The sequence below is a fragment of the Pseudoalteromonas sp. SR44-5 genome, assembly GCF_014163675.1.
GTDB lineage: Bacteria > Pseudomonadota > Gammaproteobacteria > Enterobacterales > Alteromonadaceae > Pseudoalteromonas > Pseudoalteromonas rhizosphaerae.
In genome coordinates this window covers 1-22,419 of record NZ_JACJDT010000034.1, presented here as the reverse complement: position 1 = coordinate 22,419, position 22,419 = coordinate 1, and the positions used below count along the sequence as shown (strand labels likewise).

The following is a 22,419-nucleotide window of genomic DNA, read 5'->3' as shown; positions in this document are numbered from 1 at the left end:
GAAATTATTGAGGTATCCAAAACATAGGACTTAGCCATATTAAAAAGGCTGCCACCTACTTCGCGAAGAATCAAAAATAAAGCGGTTCAAATTCGGTGAGCTGGTAAGTCAGCGAGTTTCTTCCACTCATTGAAAGTCGAAGCGATCCATGGCGAGCCAATTAGAGATAGTAATATATCAAACTCGATTCACTGTGACTGCTCACTCTATAATCTGATGAGCTAATGTTTTAAGCTATTATATCAACGCTTGGTATTACCTTTTCGGCTTACTAGGTTTAGCCAATGTTATTACATCATGAGTATAATTCGCCTCAATAACTTAAAAGTAAGCCTCTGAATAAGTTTATCTTTAGATAACAACGACAACTCAAACCTTAACAAAAACATATAAATAAAGTGCAATCTGCTGTTATACTGTTTTTAATCACAGAGGGTCTTATTCTAGTATGGTTACAATTAAGCAAGTCGCTGTCCACGCAGGTGTTTCATTTAAAACTGTATCGCGAGTGGTCAATAATGATCCAACAGTCAAAGATATTAACCGCGAGAAAGTTCTTAAAGCGATAAAAGAATTAGGTTATCGTCCTAATCGTGCGGCAAGTTTAACGCGACGTAAAAACTCAAACATTTACGCAATTATTGCTGATGAACTGCTTAGTGTTCCTTATACTTTTGATATTATTCGTGGTGCCCAAGAAATTGCGTGGCAGAAAAATAAAGAACTGTTGATCCTCAATGTTAACGAAACCCAAGCGAGTATAGACAGAGCTATAGAAAGCCTTTTAGAGTATCGCGTAGAGGGCGTTATATATTCAGCAATGTATCATCGCCAAGTTGTGGTAGCTGATGAACTAAAAAAAATACCAACAATTTTAGCTAACTGTTTTCCTGCTTTGAATAATTTCCCTTGTGTAGTACCTGATGAACAGCAAGCCGGTGAAGATATTACTGACGCGTTAATCCGTAAAGGCTATCGACGAATTGCTTTCTTAAACTTAAATGAGCATATAGTTGCTGCCAAAGGCCGTAAACAAGGCGTTATAAATTCATTTAAAAAGCACGGCTTACCACTCGATGATTTACTCATTGAATCGGTGATTATTGGTCAAGCCGATGGTAGTGAGATTTCTACTTCGAGAGAGTCTGCAGCGCGAGTAATTGACGAGTTTAAACCTGATGCAATTATTTGTGGTCAAGACCCCATGGCGCTAGAAATTTACTTTGTTGTGCATGATAAAGGAATGATCGTTGGTAAAGATATTGGTATAGCTAGTTTTGATGATTGGGGCAGTATTCCACAATTATTACAACCGAATTTAACTACTATGGCATTACCACACCATGCTATGGGACGTTGGGCAATGGAATACCTCATAGAGCAGCGCACTGATATTGTTCACCACCACTTACCATTTAAACTAATTGCTCGTGATTCGTTTTAATTGCATCTGCCTTTAATGCAAAAAGCGATAATACAATAAACACACACACAACCAAACCCAAATATTGGTAGGCTAACGCAAAGCCTACATTATCATATACTACACCTACAGCGACGGCTAACATTGACGCCATCAATTGCGTAGTAAATTGAAAGCCAATGATATAGATCATGGCTGAATAACGAGCTTCAAAGTGCATGTTTATATATTTAAACAATGCAATTAACATCAGCGGTAACTCAATTGCATGTAACAATTTTAATACACTAATGCTGATAGAGTCATTAACAATCCCCGAGCAATATATTCGTATCGCCATCAATACACCACTTAACAGCAACGAGTTTTTAACGCCCAAATAATTCACCCATTTAACAGCTAAATACAAAATAGCCGCTTCAAGAATTACTTGCGCTGAAGTTAAATAGCCAAAAAACTCTCGACCTTGCTCTGGGGTGTCAAAAAAAGAGGTGTAATAAATAGCAAATTGCTGATCAAATACCGCATAAATACAACTAACACCGATCACAAATACACTTAAACGCCACAATCCTGCGATTTTAAAAAATGCTGTAAGCTGTTTTACAGGAGAAAAAGTTCGAGAAGGCGCTATTTCGGGCTGATTTTTTGCGACCTTAACAAAGGCTAATAACCCCATTAAGCAAACCGCCGCAATGCTTGATAACCAATAATTTAAACTAGGGGATAAATTAAAGGATAAACCGGCAAAGTAGCTTGCCATGGCCCAACCTAGTGACCCCCACATTCGAGCTTTACCAAATTCAAAATTCGTCGAGCGACTTTGTTTATCAATATAACTTTCAAGTGTCCCGACTCCAGCCAAAAATGCACATGAAAAAACAGCACCTCCTAAAATAGCAGCCAGATAAAACTGTGTTTGTAGTAAGGGTGCGTATACATAACTGACAAATGGACCAATCAACATTATAAAAAATGCAATGAAGTAAAGCAGTGTTTTTTGTAAACCGAGTTTATCTTGCAAAATGCCATAACAAGGCATCACGAGTAAAGCCATGATGGAATTGATACTAAAGATGACCCCTACTTTAGCACTGTTGAGGCCTACTTCTTGACTAAGCCAAATTGGAAAAAATGAAAATGAAAATGACCATGCCATAAAATAAATAAAGAATATGGCGCTTAATAGCCGATAATTACTACTCATATATCGCATAGCCTTATAAAAAGTAAAACGACTCTATATTACTATAGAGTCGCTTCAAAGGTTATTTTTCTATTGCTATATTGTTTAACTTTACGTCACTAAGCGACAAAGGCTGATCAGCACTCACTTGTATTTTATTATAAGGAGAGGTTGGAAAAACAATAGACGTCATAGAGCTAACTCCCTTATTAACAAATACTTCTATCGACGCTTTATCTACCCATATATCAACATCGTAATACTCAAGGCCCTTCTGTAATGGTGCAGTTTGTAAAGACGCAAAGCCATCTTCAAAGTCTTTTAAACCCGACTGTCTGCGGTCTAGTATTAGTTGTCCTTGAGCTGGGTTTAGTTGAAGCTTAGTGTATTCATCCGTTGCAGAGCTAAGCACGATATCAATAACTTGTTCAGCGTTTGCTACACTAAAACTCACCTTAAATTGCCCAGGTTCAACAGTAAAAAGTTCATCTAACTGATAGCTATTCGCGCCAGTTAATGTTGCCTTTTGTTGTGGTTTACTCAATAAACTATCTAACTCTTTAATAGGTTGAGATGCCAAACGCACGCCTGCTGGCGTTTGCAATAACTTTAATTCTCGGGGAATCGTCATTGCGCTGCGCCATACCTCAGTCGGTACTTGGTTTGCGTATTGCCAGTTACTCATCCACCCCATAAATAAGTGTCTACCGTCTTGAACATCAGAGAAAGTTACACCAGCATAATTATCAGTGCCGTAGTCTAACCATATTGAAGGTTCGTACTTTTCATTTGCTGCTTTATCAGAAAACACGATGTCAGCAATTTTTATATGCCCCCAATCACCACGTTCATTGTCTACCACTTTAATATAAGCTTGCTGGCCTTTTAATTGACTCACATTCCAAGAGCGCTCGGTCATCGTACCTGTATTGTTACCACTTGCAGTTTTAACTATTTCGCCGTTTACTAACAACTGTATTGCGGTACTATTGTGATGCTTTCCGCCTGCAATTTTAAAGTTAATAAAATCATGGTCGATCGCAAATGATTTTGAGGTTAAGGTGCCTGTTGCCTTATCCGAATCTTTAAAAGAACTAGCAATGGTATTGGCTGGTTGATCATTAACTATATGAAATGCATCACCAGATACTTGCCAATTTTTTAAACCATTTTTGAAGTTAGAAAAGTCTAACCCTTCGGGAAACGCAGCTGGTGTACCTGTAAGCATTTTTTGATAATCACTATCTAATACAAATTTTTCACCATCGAAATCACCAATAAAGTATTGTGTACCAGAGCCACCATTTGGCGCACCAGGGTTAATACTCACTAATAACACATATTTATATTCGTCTGTGCCTTCAATACGCACGCGAATAAGATCTGGACACTCCCATACTCCTGCGTGACTGCCCCAATCAGCGCCAAAGTTACTTTCAAATTGCCATGTTTTTAAATCTTTTGAGCTGTAAAAACCAATATGATCATCTTGAGCCAATACCATAACCCATTGCTGAGTATCTTCATGCCAGCTTACTTTAGGGTCACGGAAGTCGCGGATCCCAGGATTTTTTAATACCGGGTTGTTAGCATATTTTTTCCATGTACGGCCTTTATCAGTGCTATATGCTATACCTTGCGTTTGAAAATCAATCGCTCCCTGTGCAGCCTTTTTATCATCATGATAGGTAAATATAGCCACTAATGGTGGGTTTTCTTTACTGCCAAAGCCGCTGCTATTTTGCCAATCAACTACCGCACTGCCAGAGAAAATAGTGCCGTGCTCATCAGGAAACAACTTAATTTCTTGATGCTGCCAATTAACCATATCTTTACTAATTGCGTGCCCCCAATGCATTGGCCCCCATACAGATGAATCAGGGTTATGCTGGTAAAATAAATGATACTCACCTTGGTAATAAACCATACCATTGGGATCATTCATCCAATGCTTTTCTGGGGTAAAATGAAAAGCAGGTCGAAACGCCTCTTTACTCGGTTTATCTTCACCCATAGGGGCTGTTTTTTCAGTTTGGTTTGTCATACTACATGCTGCCAAAAATGATGAAATTAAAACTAAATTAACGGTTCGCATCGAATGCTCCATGTTTATTATTGGTATCTAATGAAATTGCTTCTAAAGAACGTCCTTTTGTTTCTGGCATAAACCACGCAACAAAAATCAATTGCCCTAACATCATTAAAGTAAAGAAAGTGAATACTTCAGTGGCACTAAAACGTTCTAAGAAAAATGGCATAAGTAAAGTGATTGCTGCGGCAAAAAACCAATGCGTACCGGAGCCCAAAGACTGCCCTTTTGAACGAACTTTGTTAGGGAATATTTCTGCAATGAAGACCCAAATAACGGTACCTTGGCCAATGGCATGAGCGGCAATAAACACAAATACAAACGCTACAACCGTTAAACCACCAGAGTCAGTACTAAACGCCCACGCCACGACAGAGAGCGAAATAACGTAGCCAATTGAGCCAATATACATCAGCGAACGGCGGCCAAACTTATCAATCAACGATAAACCCAGCATGGTAAAACATAGGTTAACCACGCCAATCCCAGCGCCAGAAAGTAATGATTGATTTACATCCAACCCTGCAAGTTCAAATACGCGCGGTGCATAATAAATGATAAAGTTAATGCCAGATAATTGATTAAATGCGGCAAATAAAAATGCAAATAAAGCCGCCTTATTGTAACTACCACCAAATAGCTTTGATTGACTGTTTTGTAACTTGTCGCGTTCAATGTCATTTAATACTTGGTCTGGGTTTTGTTCACCTAAAGTCACTAAGATTGAACGCGCTTTAGTTTTCTCATTTTTCTTTTGCACTAACCAACGTGGGCTTTCAGGTGCCTTAATGATCATTAATAAATAAGCCAGAGCAGGTATTGCCTCCACACCTAACATTAAACGCCAGTCAATTGCAGATGTTCCTGCAATTAAAAAATTAGAAACAAACGCAACTAAGATACCAAATACAATTTGAAACTGATAAAGCGCAACCAAACGCCCACGGTACTTAGCAGGTGCAATCTCAGAAATATAAGCAGGTACAACAATTGAAGAAATGCCCACTCCCACGCCACCAATGAACCGTAATAAGGCGAAGCTATATGCGTCAGGTGCCATGGCGGAGCCAAGCGCCGAAATTAAAAACAACACTCCAACTAAAACTAATGTGGGTTTTCTACCCCACTTATCGCATGGGTAATTACCGGTTAAGGCACCCAGTAGTGTTCCCCATAAAGCTGAAGACATAATAAATAAGCCATGAAATAACGAGCTCGTATTCCATAACGCTTGAATAGGTTTATCCGCACCGGATATAACTGCTGTATCAAAGCCGAATAAAAAACCAGCAACGGCAACGGTGACTGACCAATAAATAATTTTTTTCATAATCACTCTTAAAACTTAACGATTAAAAGGTGGGCCGAAACCCACCACTATTAATAACCTGGGTTTTGTGTGTACGATCCACCACTTAAAATCATCTGCTGGTTCGGAATAGGTAAATACTCATCACGACCTTTAGTGAAAATAGCATCGACCAAATAAGGTTTACGTACAGCTTCAATAGCTAAGTAACTATCAATAGTTTCTTTCGCTATTCCCCATCGAACTAAGTCAAAAAAGCGATGTCCTTCAAGCCCTAATTCTAAACGTCGCTCAAAGCGTAGTGCCGCTCTTGCCTGTTCTTTAGAATCAAAACTTGTATATAAGCCCATGTTATAAATACTCGCGTTGTGTAATTTACCGGTACTATTTTTAGCACGCTCACGAATACGGTTAATAATTGGCAATGCTTCGTCATACCTATCTAACTCAATTAATGCTTCAGCTTTCCAAAGCAATACATCAGCGTAACGAATGAGCGGTGTATTTAATGAAAAGATAGGAAAAGGGCCATTCTCACCACGACAACTACAGTCAGGGTGTTCAAGATCTTTCATTGCCGTAAAGTTGCCATAAATACCAGGGGCACGTGCCCAGCTATCACCGCCATGAATTAAGTTTTCGTCATACTTAAATGGTTTACCTTCCATTGCCACAGTGTGATCTAGGCGAGGGTCAACTGAGTCTGTCGTCATGTCGTAGTTAAAGTCGTTAAAAGAGTCGAATAACGGCAAACCTTGTTGGTCTGTTTTAAACGCATTAACGAAATTTTCTGTTGGTACATGAAAACCACAACAGCCAAAACCACCAGCCATTGGGGCATTTAATGCACTAGGCCAGCTACCACGTCCATCTGGAGAGCCGTCATTTAGAGAGCGCTGAATAGCAAAAACTGACTCTTTACCATTCTCACTTTCAAACAAAAAGTTATTCGCGTAATCATCAAATAAACCATAGACGCCCGTTTCTTCAATTTCATCAACCAGAGCCACCACTTTTACAAGTTTATCTTTATTAATATTAATAACTTGATGTAGCTCATTCTGCTCATACGCTTGGTAGAGTAGTGTTTTAGCTAGATATGCCTTAGCTGATAACGCTGAAGCGCGTCCAACATCTTTTTGGGTTTGTGGTAGATTGTTTGCAGCAAACTCAAAATCTGCAGCAATTTTATCCCATAACTCTTGATCGCTTAGCTCACGATTAGTAGCGCTAAGAATTTGATCTTGAGTCATTGTTTCATCAATCCACGGGATATGCTTATGATGTATTTTTAAATCAAAGTAGAAAATACTGCGAATGAACCGCAGTTCGGATTGTTTTGCAGCACTGTTTTCAATGGCATCTGGCGCATTTGCGATTACCGCTAATGCTGAGTTTGCTCTTGAAATACCGGTGTAATTACGTACCCATTTTTTGTTGTTCAAATCAATTAAATCTGGCGGGAAAGACTCCATATCAGGCACTATTGGTTGATATAAAGACAAAGCATGATAAGCAAAGATATCACCAGGTCCATTACCGCCTTTATGGGCGTCTCCAGCGCGTAAGTTTCCTGTCGGCCATAAAAAGTTAGGTGCGGTATAATGATCGTTTCCTAGATATGAGTAGGCAGCAATAATCAACGCATCTACATTTTCACTGTTAGAAACTTGCTCTTCGGTTAATACCCCAGAAGGTGCAACATCAAGATCAGAACCACCACACGATGCTAAAGAAAGCGCGAGTGTAGCTGCTGTAAATAGTGTTTTAATTTTATTCATAATATGTGCTCGTATCGTTGTCGTTTTAATAAATCAAAAAGAAAGGTTCACGCCTAACGTAATACGTTTTGGAATTGGGAAGTTGCCGTTTGGAGTTTCTGGATCCTGGCTTAGCGTCCCTGACGGAGTAATGGTCAATAAGTTACTTCCCTGCAAATAAATTCGTGCAGAACTTATACCGTATTGACTTAACCACTGTTCATCAGGTGTATAACCGATAGATAAGTTACGCAGCTTTATGTAGCTGCCATCTTCCCAAAACAAACTTGATTGACGGCCTTCACCATTGTTATCGATTAAAGTTAATGCCGGTACATTGCTGTCAGTATTGTTAACTGACCATGTATCAAGAACGCGATCACCGTAGTTAGAGCCTATATTTAATGATGTGAAGTCAGTAAATCCACGCCAGCTATTACGTATCTCACCTCCTTGAACACCTTGCCAGAACATATTGAAATCCCAATTTTTGTATTTGAAATTCATGTTCAATCCATACATAAAGTCAGGATCAGTATCGGTGAAAAAGCTTTGATCGTTTTCATCAATCACGCCATTGCCGTCTAAATCTTTCCAGCGAACTCGGCCTAAACCAGCCCCAGATTGCGCTGCGTGAGCATCTATCTCACCTTGATTTTGGAATAACCCATCGGCGACATAACCATAAATAGAATTGACTGAATGACCAACAATCGTTTTATCATCACCATTACCACCAAATGAATTCACAACATCCTCTGGTAGTGAGACAACCTTATTTTTAGCAGAAGAAATGTTAAAGCTAATATCGACATCGATATCACCATCTAAGCTATCAAAAGTAAGGTAATCGGCGTAGCCAATGAGAAACTCAAAACCAGAGTTTTCAATCGTGCCACCATTGACCCATTGCTGAGCGCCTTCACCTAATGTTGCAAGTGGATTGGTTAACGTTAAAATATCCTCTGTGGTTTTTTCAAACCAATCGATACTGCCGTATATGGTTTCGTAACGCATGCCAAAATCAAGACCAATGTTTGTTTGCGTTGATGTTTCCCACTTTAGGTCATCATTCCCTGTTTGTGCTTTTACAAATCCAGAAGGAAGCGTGCCGCCATTTGCACCGCCTATATCATAAGCGGTCCCTTCATCTTGCTGATCAGTGAATAAAGACCGAGTTGCATAACGGCTTAAATACGTTGTATATGTTGCATCGGTAGGGATTTCTTGATTACCCGTTTTGCCCCAACTAGCTCGAAGCTTTAAGGTAGATAAAAATTCAATATCATAGAATGATTCGTTGCTGATCACCCAACCTGCAGAAATAGCAGGGAAATTACCGTAGCTATTATTACTACCAAAACGAGATGAGCCATCGCGACGTATTGTTAAACCTGCTAAATAGCGGTCATCAAAGTTATAGTCCATACGCGCGAAATAAGAATTAAGAGACCATTTATCGCCATCCCCTTCCACACGAACATCACCCGTTGCTTGTGATAAATGAGCATAATCACGATCATCAGACGCAAAACCTGAACCAAAACCAACAGATCCTTCATACTCATAATCTATTTGTTCTGTACCGACCAAAAACGTAAAATGATTTGCATCTAAATCAAGCTTATATTCTGCGGTATTAGTCCAACTAAAACTGCTATTCCAGTTTTCTGTCACTGACAGCTGATCACCATAGTTTAGCGAGCCAGCTTGAAAAGCACGGGTATAGTTTCTAAAGTAGTATTGTCCGTAATCTAAACCGATAGAGCTTTTTAACGTTAAGTCCTCTATTGCCTCATATTCAACAAAAATATTTCCCATTAATTTATTGAATCTACTAACATTATCTCGATTCATTTCAATTAGTCTAACCGGATTATCACGGTCAGTTACACCAGGGACGGGTCCTCCCCAGCCACCTTTATCGTTGTACACAGGAACGATAGATTGTTGTTCTATAGCCAAAGTTAGAATATTACCGGCCAGATCATTAACCAAGTTTGATTCTTGATTTGTCACTATAAAGTTTTCACCAATCTTAAGCTTATTTGTTAGCTGATAATCAGAATTGACGCGAAAGCTTATTCGTTCAAACTCTGAGCCATCAACAACACCTTCTGAGCCGAAATAGCCAAGTGAACTATATATCGAAGCTTTGTCTGAACCACCTGAAACTGAAAAGTTAAGATCGGTTACTTTTGCAGAGCGCGTAACTTCATCAAACCAATTAGTATCAGCTGGGCGTTGCACCTTTGCAGCATCCGTAAACTCAGGAAAAACAACGTTGTTTAATTGAGGGTTATTAAAATCATTATTCCAATCATAGCTATAAAGAGAACTTGCTGCATTTGGATCTGAGCCGTCGTTTACTGCAGCTTGCCAAACTGCTTGTCCCCTTTGCTGTGTATTTAATGGATTTAATTCATAATTAAAATCATCATATGACTGATTAAAAGAGAAATTAAAGTCGAGCCCTTCATTCCCTTTTTTGGTGGTAATAATAATGACCCCATTACCAGAGCGAGCACCAAAAATACTTGCAGCTGCCGCATCTCTTAGCACCTGTATATCAGCAATATCATGGCTATTAAGTTCATGCATGCCTGATTTAGTTGGTACACCATCAATAACATAAAGAGGATCGTTATTACCTAAAGGTCCTAAACCTTGACCACGAATACGCACTGTTGCTGCAGAGTTAGGTGAACCATTAGTTGTAATTTGCAAGCCAGGCACACGCCCCTGCAAATTTTGCATGATATTACCTGAAGGCTGATCAACGACATCTTCAAGCTCAACTGTGCTCACTGCGCCGGTTAAATCTTGTTTTTTAACACTTCCATAACCATATGAAACTTCAATAACTTCAATACCAACCTTGGCCGACGCTTCTTCTTGCAGTTGTTCAGCGGCAAAGCTGTTGGATGGCAGCCAACAACCTATCAATACTGTACTAACACTCGCAGCAAGCTGGTTTTTCCTAAATCTGAGCATTGTGTGTGTCCTCATTTTAATTTTATTTTTTGAATGTTGATTTCATCATTCAAATTAACAACGTTGTCTTTTTGGCGTAAAAAAATATCTTTTTACACTTTGTTGTTTGGCTTGATCGGTCTAACACAAATAAACAACGTTGTCTTTTTAACATTAAAAAAACATCTATTCAATATAAATAACAAAATATTTTATTAAAAATATGTATAACTTGAAATACAACGCTGTACGCTAACATGGTTCAATAAATTCTAAGATTTGCTGATGCGTTATATCTGGTGTTGCCCCTAGCTGCTGAGCAACCATAGCTCCTGCAGCACAAGCAAAATCTATTGCCTGTTGCGGATCGTTTTGAATGCACAATTGATAAATTAAAGCCCCCAAAAACGAATCCCCTGCACCAACAGTATCCACAACATCGATCAGGTAGCCTGAGTTATAGTAGTTTTTACCTTTAATCGATAATAAAGCACCATGGTTTCCTTTCGTCACGCACAAAAACTCTGTGTTGGTTTGCTTTGCTATAAATGCTAAGTTTTGCTCTAATGAATGGTATTTACACCCCATTCCTTTTGCTATTTCATATAGTTCTTCATCATTTAGTTTGATAAAGTCAGCGCTATTCATTAATTCTATTAAGCTCTCAAGTTGATAGTGAGGAGCTCGTAAATTTACATCAAACACTTTAAACTTCGCATGTTCTAGTAGTTGCTTTAAAGTTATTAATGAAGTGTCGGTACGGCCAATTAAACTACCAAACACAAAAATATCCGTCGATTCAACTTTGCCAATAATTTCATCAGTTAAAACAATATTATCCCAGGCAGTATCAGGCATAATTTCGTACTTAGCAGAACCATGGCTATCAAGTGTTACCTGCACCGTACTGGTATTTTTGTTTGGGTTTACAGCAATGTACTCTGTACTCAATTGCTTTTCTTTTAATTCGTCAAGCAGAGCATCACCTAACTCATCCTCCCCTACTGCACTTATCATTTGTGCATCAATTCCAAGTGATTTAACCCTAAAGCACATATTTAAAGGTGCGCCTCCCAAACGCTTAGTTGCGCCAAAACAGTCCCAAAGGACCTCCCCAAAACAAACTAGACTAATTTTATTAGCCACGTTTTGATTCACAATTATACTCATTCAAGAGCTTCCTTATACGCTTCGTATGGTCAGATAACGGATTAGACAAAGTTCAACTTACCTTTCACTTCATAGAAAGTAAGATATTAAATTTCAATAACTTAAACATTTTTAACTTAAAAATTAAAATGCAGATATATTTGTTAAATAAATGTCGTGAGATATTATTTCATCTAAGCAACAAAAAGACAACGTTGTTTATTTAAGTTAATAAAATTAACTAAATGTCTATCTGCAACTTATAAATAAAGCAAATAATATGCTTGAGAGTTTAATTTATGAATTTTTACCGCAAACTTTTATCCCTAAATGGTATTTGGAGTAGAAGTTTACCTCGAGTTCTAACGGATCGCTGATAACTCGTTAACTTGTGTTGACAGAGTTAAGGCTCATATGTGTTATGTGCATTTACTGCTTGTGAGAAATTATCATTTCTTTTGCAACTAGAGCAGCTGAAGGTAAAAACATTGTTGAAACGATTCTTTGATCAACGACCACTTCGTGTTTATCTTCTAAGGTTTTTTTGTTTTGTGCAATAGCTCCATTTTTATTCAACTGACTTTCAACAAGGAAAGGTAGCAGAGTACCTTGTTTAGCCCATGACTTAGATTTTTCAGTAGAATTAGGAAAACCAGCAATTTTTTTACCTTTAACAAGATACTGACCAGAAGATAATAATACATCGGCAAACGCACCGGCACCGTGACCACCTGCACCAATAATACCGCCAGATTCATAAACTTTGGCGATAATTGATTGTAATTCCTTGTTATTAGCTACATCAAATAATGGGCCATACCCTCCACCAATATAAATTCCCCAGTAATCATTTGGGTTAATTTGTTCAGGAGCAAAGCTGTTTTTCGCTTTATCCATAAAGCCTTCATATTTAATGGTGTAACTACTAATACCCAACGGATCCATCATGAACTCAACCTTTCCTCCATTTGGAGAAACAAAATCGACATCATAACCATGGCTCATAAAAATATGGTACGGTGGAGCAACTTCCCATAAATTATTTCTCGCATCGTGTTTTTCAGAATCCCCCATATCGATCATATTTGATGCGATGATTAATACTTTTTTTGTCGACTCTGCGCTTAGGTTAGTTGAAGTAAACAGTATTACTGAAAGTAAAATAGATATAAAAAGCTTCATTGTTTTCTTTTTTTAAATGATTAAATTCATTATTTAGACGATACAATTGAATAAAAGGTTTAAATACGGAATCAGCCTAGACACTTAAAGCCCCAAGATGCCGACGAAACGAGCGTAGCGAGTTAAGGTCGGAATAATTGGTTTGTTATATGACGACTTCACGTCGTGGCGCTCCATCACAAGTTAAAATAATTTCTTTTTTATCAGTAAAGACTAAAAAACGTTTTATCGCTCTCATTCCAGACTACATCTATTAGCCTATCAATGCAGTTGTCATCAACGCTTTATTAAGCAATTTACCATAAATCAAGCCTATCAATTTCAAACTCGACTGAGCCTTGGCAAGGTAGATCACCGAACTCGATAAGAAAACCTTGAACCTCAATAACCCCTTCATTTTCATCAATTACTTTGCCACAACCTATGTATGAATAAGGCCCCGTTTTTTCAATTCTTTCTTTAGATGCTTCTGCAATCATTTCTACCGGCCAATCGGCAAGGTACGCCGCTCTAACGTTGGCATCTAGCACTTTAAGGAGGTTATTAACTTTATCACCTATGGAGTATTCACAAATGTGACAAAAAACGTCAACGGCTGAGTGTTCATTTTCAACAGTTACTAATGCTGTTTCATCCGAGTAAAACTCAATATTCGTCACTTTAAGTTGATTGATCATATGCACCTTACAGGTATTCCACAATGCCCACATTAACACTGCTTCCCAAAAAAATAGAAGCCAATTCAAGAGACTCCACTAACGTTAATTCGGGTTTAAAAACTCAACTTTTTCTGTTAAATACTCTGAACCGAATTCTTTAGCTATGATTGCTTCTACCTCTTCGTCAGAAATAACGCCAGAGTGCTGCCCCATATTTTTTACCTTTGATTTTGCCAGCAACATAATGTGCTCAGCCCAAGTAGGTTTAGATTCTTCGAGTAAAGACGCCCAAAGTTGTAACTGTTTTTGCACTATCTCGTCTTCATCACAGAAATTAGATGCTTCTTGTAAGCAAATTCGATATATCCACCCTTCAACTGAAGGCGCATAAAAATCAGCAACGATATCATCATGTGGACATAAAATGACCCTGCCATTATTTTTATTATCCAAACACCAAAATGCAACACCATGGAAGACACCAATTGGCAAAATACCATCAAGTACGCCCTCAGGAGCTATTTCAATTTTCAATACATTTGAGCTTGAAATCCACTCTAACAAATACATATTGTAGGAGCTGTCTTTTGTAATACCCTGTTCGATCCAATCACGGTAAGATTTAGGTAACTTACCAATACTGCGCTCAATATTTTCTATTTCTTTAGTAACCACAGAACCTCCTCTTAAATATCGTTCATATTAACTGTGAAATTGCTTATTAGCTCCATATCACGTGCTCTGTTACTCTGTTCACAAGTCGCACTGCAGTAATTTGCTATGTTTTTAGTGCAATCGCATTGCCCACAAAAATAGACAGTTTATCAGCTATTTTCTCACAGCCACCTGCACCCGACTTTATCGTCGAAACAAGCTCTTCAGTGCTGAGTGCCACATCATGCAACACTTCATAAAGAGGCGGATCGTCGCTTTGATCCGTTGGAATTACAAAACAATTATCAGCCCAATCAGCGCCATAACCAATAACAAGATAGTTTGCTGGCAACACATACATCCCTGAGTAGGAATCACAATTAACTTCTTCCATAAATCAATGTTCACAATTTGAATCTCTTCAATGCCATCAAAGTCTTCTTCTGGTTCAAATTTTTGCCAGCCAAGAAGTAAATTGCAAAATAGGTGTGGACATTGCCTCGATATACCACTTAGGAATAATACCGCCTATTTTTTATTTAATCGTTTTAACTTTTCTAAATCAGCCCGTTCTCCGTTTTGGTCTGACTTTGCTATGAATGCAGCTATTTCACTATCAAATGATATTTAAACTACCTTAATAAATATAACGAGCCTGTTGAATAACTCGTTTTAATTTATTTTTATTGATGGATTAACCATAGCCGAGTTCCTATTTTGATTCAATCGACAACTGACTTTCACGTAAAATATAAAAAAGAGGACTTGGTGTTGTTTTAATTGGCTTTTTTTCAAAGTATTACAGATATTTAAGTGGCTTATTTGCGGTGATAAGGGCTTACCTTTGCAATGATGAAGCCACATCGGCCGACGAAGTAAACAAATTTGTTTATTGATTTATAATTGACCGTCACTGAATAAAAAGGTCAAAAAGAATACTAGTGCCTATTAATAGAGTTAAGGCTCATATGTGTTATGTGAATTCCCGATTGAAGCGCCGAACTTTTGTTCGCATGTTTTTCATAGGTGATGACGTATTAAATTGAATCATGCGCCCTAGAGTCCATCGCTCATACCACGCAACACCATACAACTCATGATTACTTAAACTTGAAATGAGTAAAAGTATCTCGTGAACCGTAGACTCCAGCTCAACAAGCAGATCATCGTATTTCCAGTCACGATATTTTTCGTGGAAACTTTCAGCTAGTAACCCAAGTTGATTCCATTTGTAGTCAGTTTCAGGGAAATCTACATCCTGATTTTGAGACTTTAGATGATGCCATTTAAGGACCAGTTTGCCCCAACCAATCAGGTAAGCAACTGTGTCACTAACGCTAATGATTGTACCTTTGATATTTCCTTCTACGCCCAATTTACGAGCTTTGCTTTTTGAAATTGAGCGATAATCAGCCATTAGTTTTGGGAACACTGAGTTTATGGCTAACTCCAATTCATCCTTATTTCTTGGCACAGAAGACAATTTAACCTCCATTCACATAATGCCTTGCATTTGCGGCGGTTTTGTAGCGCGGTACGAGCGGAAAAACCGTCCAACCACTCAGTAGTTTATGCAACATGCTTTTGTTATGTTTTTTCATTCACCAACTCCTGCGCAACCTGTAGCTGAACTTGATGCATTAACCATAGCCGAGTTCCTATTTTGATTCAATCGACAACTGACTTTCACGTAAAATATAAAATAGGATTTAGTGTTGTTTTAATTGACATTTTTCAAGTTGTTACAGATATTTAAGTGGCTTATTTGCGGTGATAAGAGCTTATCTTTGCAATGATGAAGCCGCATCGACAGACGAAGTAAACGAATTTGCTTATTGAATTAAAGTTGATTTTGAATTGACCGTCACTGTATAAAAACGGTCAAAAAGAATACTAGTTCCTATTGACAGAGTTAAGGCTCATATGTGTTAAAGCTCTGCAATTTATTGCCAAAATATAGTGGATATCTGCCCCCAAGCAGCCAATACTAAACAAAATTGTATAGACATCATGATCGATGCAATATCCAATTTTATTAACTTACTTTGCAACTTTCCTCTTAAAGAAATCCATAAAGAAAATAAAAGTGTTATTGGCAAAACCCCTGATAAAAAAGCCAAGCAAATACTTGCCGCAGTAATATCACCAAACTTTAGAAAGGATTGATTAACATAGAGATATATGGACAAGCTAAATAGTACAAGGTTTATAAACCCCCATTTAATGCGCCTTAAGCCATCTTTATCGCGTTTAACAACTCTAGTTAATCCTACTAAAAAGATATAAATCAGTCCAATTAGACCATTACATAATGTGTTGGCATGACTTTGCGTTGTTTGCCAAAACCATGACAACTTAACATTGTTGGAGTTAAGGCGCTTGTTATGTCTTGCTTACTCATTTCAAAGTTTATTCAATAAATAATTAATCTCTGCGATAACAATCTCTGGTTCATGTTTTTGTATGTAATGCTCTGGAGTTGTTGCAAATGTAATTTTGGTATCTTTAGATAAAGTCTGCATCTTATTTAATTCGGTAGAATAAGACTTTTTAATACGCTCCCAGACTGCTGGATGCCAGTTATCTGGAGTTTGATTTGCAGGCACCCAAATTGCGTCTCTGTTCCAAAGTAATACATAAGGTGTGTCACCAAAATCGTCGCTTTGCTGAATGAACGTTGAACTAGTTCTCATATTAATTTTTTCTAGATTATCAGGAGCACCATGCCAGCTAGCAAGTTCAGCTTCCATATTCTTCTTGGTATCAGCATCATATGTGTCATTTTTTGCATCCCACTTTTTTATATGGCTTCTAAATTGGCCATACAATGAAGGATCTACAAGTAAAATGGCGCTGACCTTTTCAGGGTAAAGGTGATTAAATAACTTAATAGGATATGAGCCATAAGAGTGTCCAACCATTACGTAAGGAGGCTGAATTCCAGCCCTTTGTAACAATACATTTTGATGCTCAACAATAGTGCCTAGATCATAATGGCCTTGCGATTTATCACTTTTCCCCAAGTTGGCTCTGTCATAAATACACACTCTATTTTTTTTGTGAAGTGATTGTATTACCTTCTTCCAGTTTCCGTCTTCAACCGTACCACCAAAGCCAGCATTGATAATTATTGAAGGGGAGGCTTCACCATAACATTCAATAAAAAGGTTCACTTTATCTACTTGATACAAGCCTGAAACACTTGGTTTAATGACGTCTTTTGCAGATACGCCAAAGGCTACGATAAATAATAGAACTAAAAGTCCAGTTTTCATTATAAAATCCCTTATATAGCTAATTTAGAAGTAAAATTTAGCACTTAAAATATAACGAGCCTGTAGATTAACTCGTTTTAATTTATTTTTATTGATGCATTAACCATAGCCGAGTTCCTATTTTGATTCAATCGGTTACTTCTATTTTATCTAAAAGTAAATATTGCAAAAATTTTTGTCTGTCCTTTTATTTCAGCTGAACATCTAACTGGATATAAGGCTGAGCATGAATCAATTGGGTGAGTTAATAACCAACAAGGTTTAACCTGATTATATGCCTACAGACCTAAACCACTTGCCTTGATTAGACACTCAGTACGCGTGCATTAATACAATAAACAAAGTCGCTTACACCTGACTTGATAACTGCGTTACGCACCTAAATATAACTGGATCACAATGATGAAACCAGCCGCCTTGAATAGTGCCATGATAAGGTTAACCGATGAATGTCTCGGCTCTAGCATCCTGCTTCGCTCTACCTTCTAAATCCATTTAGTCGTAGTGCCCCAGCGACTCCAAAAGGATATGGGAAAAACCTGGCTGCGATGAGCTCGCAATAATCGATTACTGCGTAACGCGCCTATATGTGTTTGCCGTAAGCTACTTGCTTAACCGCCGCATCGGCCGACGAAGTAAACGAATTTGCTTATTGAATTAAAGTTGATTTTGAATTGACCGTCACTGTATAAAAACGGTTAAAGAAAATACTAGTGCCTATTGACAGAGTTAAGGCTCATATGTGTCACATTTTGTCATTGCTACAGCCCGAATAGATTAAGAACTCGACTTGAATAGAGCTGCGAATTAATCACAAGAAGCTCTTTCACTGTGCTACCGCTATTGCCAACTTCGCCTTCCAGGGAAGCACCATTTTGTAATAATAGTGAAATAATTTCCGGTTTATCCGCAACTTTGTTGTATCCATGGCACGCCGGCCATAAGGCCTCTGATGGATTAGCGCCTTGCTCAATAAGCTTTTGAGTAAAGCTAAGCCATTTATCAAAATTTGGATTTAGACCATGGCCAAACTTTACAGCTAATTGAATTACGCTAGTCTCAGGCCCTGCTGGCATTTTTGCCTTTACGTTAGCCCCCAACTCTATGAGCTTGTTGGCAAGCTCAAAATCTTCGCATTGCATGGCATACATCAAAGGAGTCTTGTCTCTGCAATTAGCGTTATGGTGCCCAACTGTTTCGATTACGCCCTTATCCTTTGCAAGGATACCAAGAACTGAATCCTGGTCGTGCTTTTCGATTGCAACAAACAACTTTTTAATTTCTGCCTTGGTCATGCGTATTCTCAAGAAATGTAACGAGCCTGTAGAATTACTCGTTTTTAATTTATTCTTATTGATGCATTCACCATAGCCGAGTTCCTATTTTGATTCAATTAGTTACTTCGATTTTACGTAAAATATAAAAAGAGGACTTGGTGTTATTTTAATTGGCATTTTGCAAGGTGTTTGAGTGGCTTATTTGAGGTGATAAGGGCTACCCTAATTAGTGCATCGTGTTTTGCAGCTTTTCTCTATTATGAACTAAGCAATACAGTTGCCGCAGTGTGAAGTGAAAGCATTCACTTTCGTTTGTCCGCGCAAGGTCAATTTGCTCAGCGAAATTGATTGGAATGAATTTATTTTGGTAGGATAAGTCTCGCTTGACTCCTCACCCAACGAAAGAGCCATAACGATTTACCGTGGGTGAATAATATTTACTAGATCATAGCTTGATAGTAGATTCAAGGTTAAAAGTTGAACAACTAAAAGTAGGTGCATTCGTTCCTGTAAAGAGTAATTCTACAGCCTCAACGCCCGCCATCTGCCGCGCGGGGTAAGATAAGAACGTCAGCTGCATGACATTGTTATAGCGAAACAGGTTCATCACGCATTTTTTCCCATGTTTGTACCATAAGCTTCTTGGCTGGCCCCCAACGGTAACCACCAAGTGCACCACTGTGCTGTATTACCCGATGGCAGGGGATCAGTAAAGCAACAGGATTTGCTCCAATGGCGTTACCAACCGCTCTTGCAGATTGGGGCGCATTGAGTGCTGTGGCTACCTGAGAATAGCTAGCCACTGCGCCCGGTGGTATTTTCAGCAGCGCCCGCCACACAGCTACCTGAAAATTCGTACCTTTCACATGAAGCGACAGCGGACCATGTTTGGCAGCTGTATCACTACTAAAAAACGCATCAATAACATAGTGCGTAGATGTGATGCTTTCAACAATCGAACTCAATGGCCAAGCGTTACGCAAGTCATCCAGCAGCTCTTCAATGTAATTGAAGTCCATGAACTCAACCCTACAAACACCACGCTGTGTTACAGCTACAAACATAGGCCCCAGTGGTGTAGGGTGCACACCGTATTCGATACGTAGCTCCTTACCCTTATTTTTATACTCCCCCGGTGTCACTGCCTCCAGCTGCACAAAGTGATCATGCAACCTTGAACTACCGCTTAAGCCAATCTCATGTGAAACGTCGAGCAGAGAGCGGGATTTATCCAACAACTCCTTGCTACGCTCCAATGTCAGGACCTGCAAAAACCGCTTTGGCGTGGTACCCGCCCAACGACAAAACAACCTCTGAAAATGATACGGACTCAGATGCACATGGGCGGCTATCTCCTCTAGAGCGGGCTGGGTAGTTGCACGATCTACCAAGTATGCCATAGCACGTGCGATACGGTCATAGTCTGACACACTCTGCCTCTCAGACACGATTTATGGATACACCGCCATCTACCAACATCGCAGAACCAGTTGTGAAACTGGATGCATCGGATGCTAAGTACAATGCGGATTGAGCAATTTCATCTGGTGTCGCCATACGCTTGAGCGCATGCAGGTTACGCACAAACGCCAATGCTTCTGGCGTATTAGCAAACTCACGTCCCGCTGGCGTATCAGTACCACCAGGCAAAAGGGCATTGACCCGGATATTCTGAGGCCCATGCTCTGACGCCAGCACTTGAGTCAAACCAATAAGACCAGCCTTACTGGCTGCGTAGGCAGCCATGCCTGGCATACCTGCGGTGTAACCAACGAAGGTAGAGGTGAAAATTAACGAACCTCCTTTTCGGGCAGCCATGGCGGGCAGCTGGTACTTTGCGCCCAAAAATGCACTGGTTAAGTTGGTCGCAATAACTTGATTCCAGTCCGTGAGCGACATCTGCGGCACAGGGCACATAGCACCCAGAATGGCAGCATTGTTAAAAGCGATATCCAGGCCACCAAAGTGGCTTACAGCCTTATCTACCAAAGCTTTGGCAAAAGCTTCTTCGCCAACATCACCGGCTAGTGCCAGTGCCTGCCCACCTTCAGTCTTGATTAATTCCACCAGTTCATCAAGCTCCTTCTGTCGCCTTGCTGCCACCACTACGGCAGCACCTTCTCTCGCAAAAAGCTTCGCGGCTGCGTAGCCAATGCCGGTGCTGGCACCAGTAACAATAGCAACTTTGTTGGCCAATATGTTCATCGATTATTTCTCCTAGCTCTGCTGACAATTAAAGGGCATATGCCCGAACAGATGCTATATTAGGAGGCCGAACGATTAATGCCGACCCGAATCTTGCTGAATTTCAATTGCGCTATAACATTTTAGTATTTATGCGACACGCAGTTTGTGTTGCATAATCGCTTGTCGGACTGAGGCGCTACCTGCTCGATGTGTAGAGTTGGTGTTGTTTATGCTATGGACTTTACATATATAGAAAGGCTTTTTATGACCTAAGCTATAGCAAGCAAATTTAATTAGTGTGCCTGTCGTATCTATGCTGTCCCTGCGTTACTCAGTGTTTATTATCTATCCATTAAACCTAATGTTTAACCCTTAAGCAATTATATTTTTCGTATGCACAGTCGTTACTGACCTGAGCAATTAAGCAGGTTAATTAGCTGATTTGATGCAGCAAGCTAGGCCGCTAACTCGTTCGAACTATTTAATTTGTCGCTACATCTAAATTAATCGCAACATACTAGCTTGGCAGTGCTGGCAACTTATTAGCTTGTCTAATCAATGCTTCGATTACTGGCTTTGTTTTATTACTAGGTACTTTCGCTAGCATTACATACCTAGAATGTCGTTCAACTAAGGTCGCGATAAAGCTGTTTTCTGAGCCTTGGTTCAAGTCCAACTCCCAGTGATCTGGAACAGCTCTGTCTTCAACATTTGATGACCTTTCACTATTGGTACAGCGTCGACTATCTTTCCTAACCCTTTACCTTTCAGCAGCAACTAAATAAGAGAGCCACTCTAATTGAACAAATAAAACTGTGTCACTAAATTTACTTTTCAGGTTCAGAATTTATCTTTTATTGCGGGGTTATTTTTATTTCACCTATTAAATAAGTCATTAGCCCTATTAAACCTAAATTACACGCATGAAGATGACTGCAGGAAATAGAAACGGAAATAAAAAGGACAGACACATATTTTGTGTCAGAAAATTTAGCACCTCTCCCGTTGTGGATAATCGCATAATTATTTTTTCACATACTGTTAGTGTTAGTTACAGAGCTTAGAATTGAGGTGCTTGGAAAGGATTTTAGGCAAAAAAAGGCAAAGCTAGGCCGTCACTTTGTTCAATAGTGTATTTTTAAAACAACCTAATAAAGATGCAACTGTTCAGCCTGCGCCTTTGTACCATTTTACATCGTTGCTGGCGGCTTGCTGCTTTAACCGTTGTTTGCTGCCTGCAAAATTTGAGTACTGCTGCCTGAAACGTTGAATTGATTCAAGCCATTGCGCTTCTTC

17 protein-coding genes and 1 pseudogene are annotated in these 22,419 nt (G+C 39.1%); 1 reads left to right on the top strand and 17 read right to left on the bottom strand.

Features of this window, described 5'->3' with window-relative positions; translation table 11 throughout:
- Positions 1 to 448 precede the first annotated feature (448 nt).
- Complete coding sequence (locus H5154_RS16195; protein ID WP_149982868.1) at positions 449 to 1,444, top strand: LacI family DNA-binding transcriptional regulator; 996 nt, start codon at positions 449 to 451, stop codon at positions 1,442 to 1,444.
- On the opposite strand, the gene H5154_RS16190 is transcribed toward H5154_RS16195, so the two are convergent.
- The 17 genes and pseudogenes from H5154_RS16190 to H5154_RS16110 form a co-directional block, all read right to left on the bottom strand.
- A complete protein-coding gene (locus tag H5154_RS16190) occupies positions 1,416 to 2,630 on the bottom strand; it encodes an oligosaccharide MFS transporter (RefSeq protein WP_182718946.1) in 1,215 nt (404 codons plus the stop codon). The two genes, H5154_RS16195 and H5154_RS16190, sit on opposite strands and share 29 nt — an antisense overlap.
- Positions 2,631 to 2,691: 61 nt before the next feature.
- Positions 2,692 to 4,704, bottom strand: a complete 2,013-nt coding sequence (locus H5154_RS16185; RefSeq protein WP_182718945.1) for a glycoside hydrolase family 32 protein — start codon at positions 4,702 to 4,704, stop codon at positions 2,692 to 2,694.
- The gene (locus tag H5154_RS16180; RefSeq protein ID WP_182718944.1) at positions 4,691 to 6,028 is read right to left on the bottom strand and encodes a sugar porter family MFS transporter; all 1,338 of its coding nucleotides are present in this window, start codon (positions 6,026 to 6,028) and stop codon (positions 4,691 to 4,693) included. The genes H5154_RS16185 and H5154_RS16180 overlap by 14 nt, the downstream gene beginning before the upstream one ends.
- A gap of 50 nt (positions 6,029 to 6,078) precedes the next feature.
- A complete protein-coding gene (locus H5154_RS16175) occupies positions 6,079 to 7,788 on the bottom strand; it encodes a RagB/SusD family nutrient uptake outer membrane protein (RefSeq protein ID WP_182718943.1) in 1,710 nt (569 codons plus the stop codon).
- Positions 7,789 to 7,821: 33 nt separating this feature from the next.
- Positions 7,822 to 10,761, bottom strand: coding sequence for a SusC/RagA family TonB-linked outer membrane protein (locus H5154_RS16170; protein ID WP_182718942.1), 2,940 nt, complete (start codon positions 10,759 to 10,761; stop codon positions 7,822 to 7,824).
- A gap of 231 nt (positions 10,762 to 10,992) precedes the next feature.
- Positions 10,993 to 11,910: a carbohydrate kinase gene (locus H5154_RS16165; protein ID WP_182718941.1), complete on the bottom strand. Its 918-nt coding sequence runs from the start codon at positions 11,908 to 11,910 to the stop codon at positions 10,993 to 10,995.
- A 408-nt stretch (positions 11,911 to 12,318) separates the two neighbouring features.
- Complete coding sequence (locus tag H5154_RS16160) at positions 12,319 to 13,071, bottom strand: DJ-1/PfpI family protein (RefSeq protein WP_182718940.1); 753 nt, start codon at positions 13,069 to 13,071, stop codon at positions 12,319 to 12,321.
- Between the two features lie 296 nt (positions 13,072 to 13,367).
- Positions 13,368 to 13,781, bottom strand: coding sequence for a hypothetical protein (locus H5154_RS16155; protein ID WP_182767974.1), 414 nt, complete (start codon positions 13,779 to 13,781; stop codon positions 13,368 to 13,370).
- A gap of 51 nt (positions 13,782 to 13,832) precedes the next feature.
- Positions 13,833 to 14,405, bottom strand: a complete 573-nt coding sequence (locus H5154_RS16150) for an SMI1/KNR4 family protein (RefSeq protein ID WP_182718938.1) — start codon at positions 14,403 to 14,405, stop codon at positions 13,833 to 13,835.
- 103 nt (positions 14,406 to 14,508) lie between these two features.
- The gene (locus H5154_RS16145; protein ID WP_182718937.1) at positions 14,509 to 14,778 is read right to left on the bottom strand and encodes a hypothetical protein; all 270 of its coding nucleotides are present in this window, start codon (positions 14,776 to 14,778) and stop codon (positions 14,509 to 14,511) included.
- A 579-nt stretch (positions 14,779 to 15,357) separates the two neighbouring features.
- Entirely contained in the window at positions 15,358 to 15,867 is a 510-nt protein-coding gene (locus tag H5154_RS16140; protein WP_182718968.1) for a ClbS/DfsB family four-helix bundle protein, read from the bottom strand.
- A gap of 460 nt (positions 15,868 to 16,327) precedes the next feature.
- Positions 16,328 to 16,738 carry a hypothetical protein gene (locus H5154_RS16135; protein ID WP_259398532.1) on the bottom strand — a complete coding sequence of 137 codons (411 nt, stop codon included), beginning with the start codon at positions 16,736 to 16,738 and terminating at the stop codon, positions 16,328 to 16,330.
- 48 nt (positions 16,739 to 16,786) lie between these two features.
- Entirely contained in the window at positions 16,787 to 17,659 is an 873-nt protein-coding gene (locus H5154_RS16130) for an alpha/beta fold hydrolase (RefSeq protein ID WP_182718936.1), read from the bottom strand.
- Positions 17,660 to 18,420: 761 nt separating this feature from the next.
- Complete coding sequence (locus H5154_RS16125) at positions 18,421 to 18,954, bottom strand: hypothetical protein (RefSeq protein WP_182718935.1); 534 nt, start codon at positions 18,952 to 18,954, stop codon at positions 18,421 to 18,423.
- A gap of 569 nt (positions 18,955 to 19,523) precedes the next feature.
- Positions 19,524 to 20,366 carry a bifunctional transcriptional activator/DNA repair enzyme AdaA gene (locus H5154_RS24060; RefSeq protein ID WP_182718934.1) on the bottom strand — a complete coding sequence of 281 codons (843 nt, stop codon included), beginning with the start codon at positions 20,364 to 20,366 and terminating at the stop codon, positions 19,524 to 19,526.
- 10 nt (positions 20,367 to 20,376) lie between these two features.
- Complete coding sequence (locus H5154_RS16115; RefSeq protein ID WP_149982876.1) at positions 20,377 to 21,141, bottom strand: SDR family oxidoreductase; 765 nt, start codon at positions 21,139 to 21,141, stop codon at positions 20,377 to 20,379.
- A 514-nt stretch (positions 21,142 to 21,655) separates the two neighbouring features.
- A pseudogene (locus H5154_RS16110) lies at positions 21,656 to 21,876 on the bottom strand (transposase); the annotation flags it as partial.
- Positions 21,877 to 22,419 lie beyond the last annotated feature (543 nt).

Coding starts and splice junctions, on each gene's coding strand:
- H5154_RS16175 (WP_182718943.1), bottom strand. CDS start 7,788: ATGAATAAAATTAAAACACTATTTACAGCAGCTACACTCGCGCTTTCT.
- H5154_RS16165 (WP_182718941.1), bottom strand. CDS start 11,910: ATGAGTATAATTGTGAATCAAAACGTGGCTAATAAAATTAGTCTAGTT.
- H5154_RS16125 (WP_182718935.1), bottom strand. CDS start 18,954: ATGACCAAGGCAGAAATTAAAAAGTTGTTTGTTGCAATCGAAAAGCAC.
- H5154_RS16170 (WP_182718942.1), bottom strand. CDS start 10,761: ATGCTCAGATTTAGGAAAAACCAGCTTGCTGCGAGTGTTAGTACAGTA.
- H5154_RS16155 (WP_182767974.1), bottom strand. CDS start 13,781: ATGTGGGCATTGTGGAATACCTGTAAGGTGCATATGATCAATCAACTT.
- H5154_RS16160 (WP_182718940.1), bottom strand. CDS start 13,071: ATGAAGCTTTTTATATCTATTTTACTTTCAGTAATACTGTTTACTTCA.
- H5154_RS16180 (WP_182718944.1), bottom strand. CDS start 6,028: ATGAAAAAAATTATTTATTGGTCAGTCACCGTTGCCGTTGCTGGTTTT.
- H5154_RS16195 (WP_149982868.1), top strand. CDS start 449: ATGGTTACAATTAAGCAAGTCGCTGTCCACGCAGGTGTTTCATTTAAA.
- H5154_RS16145 (WP_182718937.1), bottom strand. CDS start 14,778: ATGGAAGAAGTTAATTGTGATTCCTACTCAGGGATGTATGTGTTGCCA.
- H5154_RS16185 (WP_182718945.1), bottom strand. CDS start 4,704: ATGCGAACCGTTAATTTAGTTTTAATTTCATCATTTTTGGCAGCATGT.
- H5154_RS16130 (WP_182718936.1), bottom strand. CDS start 17,659: ATGAAAACTGGACTTTTAGTTCTATTATTTATCGTAGCCTTTGGCGTA.
- H5154_RS16115 (WP_149982876.1), bottom strand. CDS start 21,141: ATGAACATATTGGCCAACAAAGTTGCTATTGTTACTGGTGCCAGCACC.
- H5154_RS16190 (WP_182718946.1), bottom strand. CDS start 2,630: ATGAGTAGTAATTATCGGCTATTAAGCGCCATATTCTTTATTTATTTT.